7 protein-coding genes are annotated in these 7,330 nt (G+C 69.0%); 1 reads left to right on the forward strand and 6 read right to left on the reverse strand.

Features of this window, described 5'->3' with window-relative positions:
- Positions 1 to 7: 7 nt before the first annotated feature.
- Positions 8 to 715, reverse strand: a complete 708-nt coding sequence (gene grpE, locus ACFWUU_RS39840) for a nucleotide exchange factor GrpE (protein ID WP_137256225.1) — start codon at positions 713 to 715, stop codon at positions 8 to 10.
- Positions 712 to 2,571: a molecular chaperone DnaK gene (dnaK, locus tag ACFWUU_RS39845; protein ID WP_380183802.1), complete on the reverse strand. Its 1,860-nt coding sequence runs from the start codon at positions 2,569 to 2,571 to the stop codon at positions 712 to 714. Before dnaK ends, grpE begins: the two co-directional genes overlap by 4 nt.
- A 231-nt stretch (positions 2,572 to 2,802) precedes the next feature.
- Here dnaK and ACFWUU_RS39850 point away from each other — a divergent pair, with 231 nt between their 5' ends.
- Positions 2,803 to 3,273 (forward strand): GNAT family N-acetyltransferase, encoded by a 471-nt coding sequence (locus ACFWUU_RS39850; protein ID WP_137256223.1) that lies wholly within the window; start codon positions 2,803 to 2,805, stop codon positions 3,271 to 3,273.
- Here the strand turns inward: ACFWUU_RS39850 and ACFWUU_RS39855 are convergent.
- The 4 genes from ACFWUU_RS39855 to ACFWUU_RS39870 form a co-directional block, all read right to left on the reverse strand.
- Positions 3,270 to 3,731 (reverse strand): phosphoribosyltransferase family protein, encoded by a 462-nt coding sequence (locus ACFWUU_RS39855; RefSeq protein ID WP_380183804.1) that lies wholly within the window; start codon positions 3,729 to 3,731, stop codon positions 3,270 to 3,272. The two genes, ACFWUU_RS39850 and ACFWUU_RS39855, sit on opposite strands and share 4 nt — an antisense overlap.
- Before the next feature lie 129 nt (positions 3,732 to 3,860).
- Positions 3,861 to 5,024 (reverse strand): imidazolonepropionase, encoded by a 1,164-nt coding sequence (gene hutI, locus ACFWUU_RS39860; protein WP_380183806.1) that lies wholly within the window; start codon positions 5,022 to 5,024, stop codon positions 3,861 to 3,863.
- Positions 5,021 to 6,331, reverse strand: a complete 1,311-nt coding sequence (locus ACFWUU_RS39865; RefSeq protein ID WP_380183808.1) for a formimidoylglutamate deiminase — start codon at positions 6,329 to 6,331, stop codon at positions 5,021 to 5,023. Before ACFWUU_RS39865 ends, hutI begins: the two co-directional genes overlap by 4 nt.
- Positions 6,328 to 7,311, reverse strand: coding sequence for an allantoate amidohydrolase (locus ACFWUU_RS39870; RefSeq protein WP_380183820.1), 984 nt, complete (start codon positions 7,309 to 7,311; stop codon positions 6,328 to 6,330). The genes ACFWUU_RS39865 and ACFWUU_RS39870 overlap by 4 nt, the downstream gene beginning before the upstream one ends.
- Positions 7,312 to 7,330 lie beyond the last annotated feature (19 nt).

A 7,330-nucleotide genomic window follows, 5' to 3' on the forward strand; every position in this document is an offset into this window, starting at 1 on the left:
GTCGTTACTACTCCGCGGACCTGTCCGCGTCATCATCTGTGCTCTCCGCCGGTACGTCGGCCTTCGCGTCGGCCGGCAGTTGTTCGGTCGGCTCCGACACGGCCACCCGGGCCGCGCGCAGGACCCGCTCGCCGAGCCGGTAGCCCGGTTGCATGATCATCGTCGCGGTCGGACCGTCGACCTCGTCGGAGTAGTTGTGCAGCAGGGCCTCGTGGATCCGCGGGTCGAAGGTGTCACCCTTCTCGCCGAACTTCACCAGGCCGAGCTTCTCGGTGACGCGCTCCAGCGATTCCGCGACCGCCTTGAACGCGCCCTCGAGCTCACCTGCTTCGCGGGCCCGGCCGACGTCGTCGAGGGTCCCGAGCAGCTCGGTCAGCACCGAGCCGATGACGAGCTCCCGTGACGCCTCCCGGTCCCGGTCGACGCGGCGCTTGTAGTTCACGTACTCGGCCTGCAGTCGCTGCAGGTCCGCCGTACGCTCCTTCAGCGCTTCGGTCAGCAGGGCCTCCTGGGCGGACGGACCGACCAGGTCGGACGGGTCCCGGGGCGGCTGTGCGCCCGGGGTGCCCGGCGTACCCGGCTGGGCGCCGGGCGCGGGAGCCGCGGACGTATCCGCAGTGTCCCGCGCCGCGCCGGTGTCCGGGTCGATCCGGCGCTTGTCCCGGACGACGGGCTCGCCGTCGCCGAACTCGCTGCCAGTGGGTCGATCCGTCACTTGTCCTCCGTCTTGTCCTGCGGCCGGTCCTCGTCCACGATCTCGGCGTCGACGACGTCGTCGTCGTTGCTGGTCGAGCTCTCGTCGGCGCTGGTCTCGTCCGAGGAGCCGCCGGCGGCCTGGGCGTTCGCGTACATCGCGGCACCCATCTTCTGGCTGGACTGGGCGAGCTTCTCCGAGGAGGTCTTGATCGCCTCGGCGTCGTCACCCTTGAGGGCCTTCTTCAGCTCCGCGACGGCGTCCTTGACCTCGGTCTTGACGTCGTCGGGGACCTTGTCCTCGTTCTCCTGCAGGAACTTCTCGGTCTGGTAGACCAGGCTCTCGGCCTGGTTCCGGTTCTCCACCGCCTCGCGGCGCTGGCGGTCCTCCTCGGCGTACTGCTCGGCGTCGCGGACCATCTGGTCGATGTCGGTCTTCGGCAGCGCGGAGCCACCCGTGACCGTCATCCGCTGCTCCTTGCCGGTGGCAAGGTCCTTGGCGTTCACGTGCACGATGCCGTTCGCGTCGATGTCGAAGGTGACCTCGATCTGCGGCACGTTCCGCGGCGCCGGCGGCAGGCCGGTCAGCTCGAAGTTGCCGAGCGACTTGTTGTCGCGGGCCATCTCGCGCTCGCCCTGGTAGACCTGGATCATCACCGACGGCTGGTTGTCCTCGGCCGTGGTGAAGATCTCCGAACCCTTGGTCGGGATCGTGGTGTTGCGCTCGATGATCTTGGTGAACACGCCGCCCTTGGTCTCGATACCGAGGCTCAGCGGGGTCACGTCGAGCAGCAGGACGTCCTTGACCTCACCCTTCAGCACACCGGCCTGCAGGGAGGCGCCGACCGCGACGACCTCGTCCGGGTTCACGCCCTTGTTCGGGTCCTTGCCACCGGTCAGCTCCTTGACCAGGTCGGCCACCGCGGGCATCCGGGTCGAACCGCCGACCAGGATCACGTGGTCGATCTTCGACACGTCGATACCGGCGTCCTTGATGACGGCCTTGAACGGCGCGCGGGCGCGCTCGAGCAGGTCGTTGGTCATCTTCTGGAACTCTGCCCGGGAGAGCTTCTCCTCCAGGTGCAGCGGGCCGGACTCGGTCAGGCTCAGGTACGGCAGGTGGATCGTGGTCTCGGCCGCGGCGGACAGCTCGATCTTGGCCTTCTCGGCGGCCTCGGTGAGGCGCTGCATGGCCATCTTGTCGCCGGACAGGTCGGTGCCGTTCTTGTTCTTGAACTGGGTCACCAGCCACTGCACGATGCGCGCGTCCCAGTCGTCACCACCGAGGTGGTTGTCACCGCTGGTCGCCTTCACCTCGAAGACGCCGTCGCCGATCTCCAGCAGCGACACGTCGAACGTGCCACCACCGAGGTCGAAGACCAGGATGGTCTGCTCGGTGCCCTTGTCCAGGCCGTAGGCGAGCGCGGCCGCGGTCGGCTCGTTGACGATCCGGTGCACCTTCAGGCCCGCGATCTCGCCGGCCTCCTTGGTCGCCTGGCGCTGCGCGTCGGAGAAGTACGCCGGCACGGTGATGACCGCGTCGGTGACCTGCTCCCCGAGGTACGCCTCGGCGTCCCGCTTCAGCTTCTGCAGCACGAACGCGCTGATCTGCTGGGGGGTGAACTTCTTGCCGTCGATGTCGACGCTCCAGCTCTCGCCCATGTGACGCTTGACGGAGCGGATGGTGCGGTCGACGTTCGTGGTGGCCTGGCGCTTCGCCACCTCGCCGACCAGGACCTCGCCGTTCTTGGCGAAAGCCACCACCGAGGGCGTCGTGCGCGCTCCCTCGGCGTTGGGGATGACGGTGGGCTCGCCACCTTCGAGTACGGCGATGACGGAGTTCGTCGTACCGAGATCGATTCCGACCGCGCGGGCCATTCTGATACCTCCACGAAGTTGAGTGATGCAGACTCAATGTTGCACGTTCGTCCGCCTCGGTTCAAATCCGTGACGCAACAAACTTGAGTTCACTAGGCTCAACATTGCACATGGCCCAGGTCATTCCCAAGGGCAGGCCCGAATTTCGGGGTCCGGGCCAGGGTGCGGCCAGGGAGACCCCTCCCGGGGAAAGGTTTACCGTGCGACCCTGTCCCTGTGAAACTCCGCGCAATGAGCCCCGCCGACTACGGCGCGGTGCTCGCGCTCAACAACGCCGCCGTAGGCCTGGTCGATCCGCTGGGCGCCGACCGCCTCGACTGGCTCCGCCTGATCGCCGCGCACGCCGCGATCATCGACCTGGACGGCAAGCCGGCCGGCTTCGTCCTGACCTTCACCCCGGGATCGGCGTACGACGGTCTCGAGTTCGACTGGTTCACCCAGACGTACGCGAACCGCTTCCTGCTGATCGAGCGGATCGTGGTCGCGACCGAGCACCGCCGGGAGGGCATCGGATCGCAGGTCTACCGCGCGATCGAACGCGCCGCCAAGCCGTTCGACCGCGCCGTCGTCCGCGTCCGGACCCATCCCCTCGACGACGGCGGCCTGACCTTCCACACCGCCCGCGGCTACGTCCAGATAGACAAACAACGCCTCCCCGACGGCACCCCGGCCATCCTCCTCACCAAGGAGCTGGCCGACTAGAGGCGCCGTACGTCGAGCAGCGACCGGACCGGCAGTTCGTGCCGGAGCCGCGGTTCGGTCAATGCGTCGACGATGCATGCCGCCCCGATCCAGCGCGCGCCGCACTCCTCGACCAACGACCGCGCGGCCAGCGCCGTCGCGCCCGTATCCACCCAGTCGTCGACCATCAACACCCTGTCACCGGCGCGGACGAGGTCGCGCCGGTAGCCGAACACGACGTGCCGATCCCGGTAGTCGGGCCCGGTGGTACGCCGTACCCACCGATCGCTGTCGACGGCCGGCTCGGCGTCCTTCCGCATCTCGACAAAGCCGACCCCCAGCGCGACCGCCGTCAGCGCGCCGACCAACGACCCGCGCGACACCGGCCCGAGGACGAGCGTGGGCACCTCGCTGTACAGCCCGGCCAAGGCCGGTCCGAGCTCGCGGAGCAGGTCGGCGTCCCGCCACCAGTCGGTCACATCGGCATAGCTGCTTCAGGCGCCACGATCCGTCCGCCAGCGGAAGCCATCGCGGAGTCGCCTGGTCAGCTCAGTCGTCATGCCCCCAGAGTGACGGCATCCGGGCGGGAGCGCACCTGGAATCTGCAGCTACACCGGACGGCCGGCGATGAAGGTCTGCTTGATCAGGGGAACGCCGGGGCGGTAGGAGAGGTGCAGATGCGTGGGCGCGTCCAGTACGGCCAGGTCGGCCTGGGCGCCGGGGGTCAAGCGGCCTCGGTCCGGACGGCGGAGGGAGGCGGCTCCGCCGGCGGTGGCGGACCAGAGCGCTTCGGCCGGGGTCATGTGCATGTCGCGGACGGCGAGGGCGATGCAGAACGGCATGGACGAGGAGTAGCCGGAGCCGGGGTTGCAGTCGGTGGCGAGGGCTACGGTGACGCCGGCGTCGAGGAGGCGTCGGGCGTCGGGGTACGGCGAGCGGGTCGAGAACTCGATCGCGGGCAGGAGGCCGGCGACGACACCGGCCGAGGCCAGGGCGTCGACGTCGGCGTCGGTGAGATAGGTGCAGTGGTCTGCCGAGGCTGCGCCAACCTCGCACGCCAGTTGTACGCCGGGACCCTCGCCGAGCTGGTTCGCGTGGACCCGGGGCTGGAGGCCGCGGGCGATGCCGGCCTGCAGGATCGCGCGGCCCTGGTCGGCGTCGAAGGCACCGCGCTCGACGAAGACGTCGATCCACTTCGAGTGCTTGGCGGACGCGTCGAGCATCGGGCCGGTCACCAGCTCCACGTAGCCGGCCGGATCGTCGGCGTACTCGGCCGGCACGACATGCGCCCCGAGGTACGTCGTCTCGTCGGTGAACTGGCCCGCGATCTCGAGCGCACGGGCCTCGTCCGCGACGGTCAGCCCGTACCCGGACTTGATCTCGACCGTCGTGGTCCCCTGCCGCCGCATCTCGGCCACGAGGCGGGACACGTTCGCGGTCAGGTGTTCGTCGGTGGCTTCGCGGGTCGCGGCGACGGTGGTGCGGATGCCGCCGGCGGAGTACGGCGTACCTGTCATGCGGGCGGCGAACTCCTCGGCGCGATCGCCGGCGAAGACCAGGTGTGAGTGTGAATCGACGAAGCCTGGGATGACAGCCCGGCCGCCGAGGTCCAGCGCGCCGTCGGCCGCGGGTGCGTCGCGTCGCGGGCCGACCCAGGCGACCTTGGTGCCGTCGATGACCAGGGCTGCGTCGTGGAGCTCGCCGAGGAGACCGCCGTACGTGGGGTCGTTGGTCACCAGCGAGCTGATGTTGGTCAGCAAGAGTGAGGTCATCGGGTCACTGCCTCGATCGATTTCGTCAGCTGGGCCGGGACATCCAGACGAACATGCTTGCCGTCGGCAACCAGATGACTTCCGGAGACGACTACGTCGGAGACATCTGCGGCTGATGCCGCGAAGACTGCGGTCTCCAGGCCGCCGCCGGTGCCGGCGGTGCGGACCGTGTCCAGATAGACGGCTACCAGGTCGGCGCGGGCACCCACCTCGATCGTGCCCGCGTCGGTGAAGCCGATCGAGCGGTGGCCGTCGGTGGTGGCTGCCTTGAGGAGCTCGGGAGCCGACCAGTGGCCGCGCTCCTGGGACGCGAGGCGTTCATTCAGCTCGACGGCTCGCATCTCCTCGAAGAAATCGATCACCGCGTGGCTGTCGGAGCCGAGCGTCAGCGGCGAGCCCGCGTCGCGCAGCTGCACCGACGGGCCGATGCCGTCGGCGAGGTCGCGCTCCGTCGTCGGGCAGAAGCAGGAGTACGTCGCGGAGCTGCCGAGCAGCCCGACGTCGACGTCGGTGAGATGCGTGGCGTGGACCGCGCTCGTCCGCCCGCTGAGGAACCCGGCCTCGTCGAGCACCTGCGCAGGCGTCCGCCCGTACGCCTTGAGACAAGCCGCGTTCTCCGCGACCTGCTCGGACAGATGAATATGCAGCGGTACGTCGGGAAACGCCGACGCCACCGCACCGAGTTGATCCTGCGGCACGCCTCGGACCGAATGGGCGGCCGCGCCGATCACGACGTCATCGTTGCCGCTCAGCTGCGCGACCCGGGCTGCCCAGGCCGTCGCGTCGCCGTCGCTGAAGCGTTGCTGGACCTCGTTGAGTGGCTGGTCGATTCCGCCGGCGATGTAGCAGGTGTCGAGCAGCGTGATCCGCATGCCGACGTCGCGCGCGGCGGCGATCAGCGCCAGGCCCATCGCGTTCGGGTCGTCGTACCGCTGGCCGCCGGGGGCGTGGTGGAGGTAGTGGAATTCGCCGACGGCGGTGATTCCGGCGAGGAGCATTTCGCCGTACACGGCCTTTGCGAGCTCGTAGTACGTGTCGGGGGTGAGCGCGGCGGCGACGGCGTACATCTGCTCGCGCCAGGTCCAGAACGTGCCGCGCTCGGTCTGCGTGCGGCCGCGGAGGGCGCGGTGGAAGGCGTGGCTGTGGCAGTTCGCGAGGCCTGGGATGACGAGTCCGTTGAGGATCTGCGCGTCACCGGGGGCCGCGTCGGGCTCGATCGAGGTGAAGCGGCCATCGGCGGTCGTCACCAGGACGGCGTGCGCGAGGCCGGTCGGGAGGAGCGCGGTCTCACACCAGTACGACGTCACTTCGCGAGATCCTTCAGTACTGCGGCCAGCGCGTCGACGCCGGCGAGGCAGTCGTCCTGCTCGGCGTACTCGGCGGGCGAATGTGAGATGCCGGTCGGGTTGCGGACGAACAGCATCGCGGTCGGGATGCCGGCGTCCGAGAACACGCCCGCGTCGTGACCGGCGCCGGTCGGGAGGACGGGGGCGCCGTCGAGCACATTCACCAGTCGATCCCGCAGGCCGGTCGGGAAGTTGACGATCGGGGAGACTGATTCCGCGGTGACCTCGAGCGTGGTGCCGTCGCGTTCGGCGCGTTCGATGGCTTGCTTGGTGATTGCTGCGAGCAACAGTTCTAGGGTTTCGGTGTCGGCGGCGCGCGCGTCCAGCCAGGCGGTGACCTGGGAGGGTACGGCGTTGGTGCCGTTGGGCTCGACCGATACCCGGCCGAAGGTGGCGCGGGCGCCGGCCAGACGGGCTTGCTTGTTGGCGGCTAGTGCGGTCATCGCGTAGGTGAGCATCGGGTCGTGGCGGTCCTCCATCAGCGTGGTGCCGGCATGGTTGGCCTCACCACCGAACGCGAACCGAAACCGCCCATGCGGCCAGATCGAACTCGCCACCCCCACCGGCGCCGTCAGCCCCCGACCCTGCTCCACATGCAACTCGACAAACGTCCCCATCCGCTGCATAAGCGGCGAAGGTCCCACTCCAGCCGGGTCAATCCCAGCCTGCTCCAACGCGGCTGCCAAAGGCACCCCGGCCCGGTCCTGCAAAGCCAGCGCCTTCTCAGCGGACAACACACCAGCCGCCACCCGGGACCCTAGACAGGGCATCCCGAACCGAGACCCTTCTTCCTCCACAAACGCACCCACCCCAATAGGCACGCCCGGCTCAAATCCCTCCGCCCGCAGCTGATCCACAGCCGCCAAAGCCGAGACAACCCCCAGCGGCCCATCAAACGCCCCACCGTCAATGACGGAGTCGAGATGGCTGCCCGTGACCACACCAGGGACGAGAGAAGAG

The organism is Kribbella sp. NPDC058693 (assembly GCF_042715335.1).
GTDB classification, from domain to species: Bacteria; Actinomycetota; Actinomycetes; order Propionibacteriales; family Kribbellaceae; genus Kribbella; species Kribbella jiaozuonensis.